The organism is Erythrobacter sp. (genome assembly GCF_038133525.1).
In the GTDB taxonomy this organism is placed as follows: domain Bacteria; phylum Pseudomonadota; class Alphaproteobacteria; order Sphingomonadales; family Sphingomonadaceae; genus Qipengyuania.
Genome location: NZ_JAYPTL010000143.1, coordinates 1473 through 1959 on the forward strand (window position 1 = coordinate 1473; position 487 = coordinate 1959).

At 64.1% G+C, this 487-nt stretch carries 1 protein-coding gene; it reads left to right on the forward strand.

Features of this window, described 5'->3' with window-relative positions; all coding sequences use genetic code 11:
• Nucleotides 1-375 precede the first annotated feature (375 nt).
• Nucleotides 376-487: hypothetical protein (locus AAFM29_RS18115; RefSeq protein ID WP_371830765.1), on the forward strand; the 112-nt coding region annotated here is incomplete at its 3' end.

The window sequence follows — 487 nt, forward strand, 5'->3', positions numbered from 1 at the left end:
GCTGACCCCGATCAAGCCGCTGCTGGAAAAGGCGCTGGCAGGGCAGGCGGTCGGCGGCAACGGCGGAATCGTCGCGGCTCTCGATTCGCTCAATCCCGTGCACCCCGATTATGCTGTCCTGAAACAGATGCTGATGGAAACAAGCGAGGGCGATGCCGATGCCCGTGCCAAGATCCGCGCCAATATGGACCGCTGGCGCTGGCTCGCGCATGATATGGGGAAGAACTACCTTCTGACCAATGTGCCCGAATATCAGCTGCGGCTGGTCGTCAATCACAATGTCCACACCTCGTTCCGCACCGTGGTCGGCAAGCCGGGCCGCACCGCGACCCCGCAGCTGGCCGAAACGGTCGAGGGCGTGATCTTCAATCCGACATGGACCGTGCCGCAGTCGATCGTCGTCGGCGAAGGTCTGGGCGCGCGCGTGCTGGGCAATCCCGGCTGGGCGGCGACCAACGGGTACAAGGGTTACAAGACCGATGCGGGC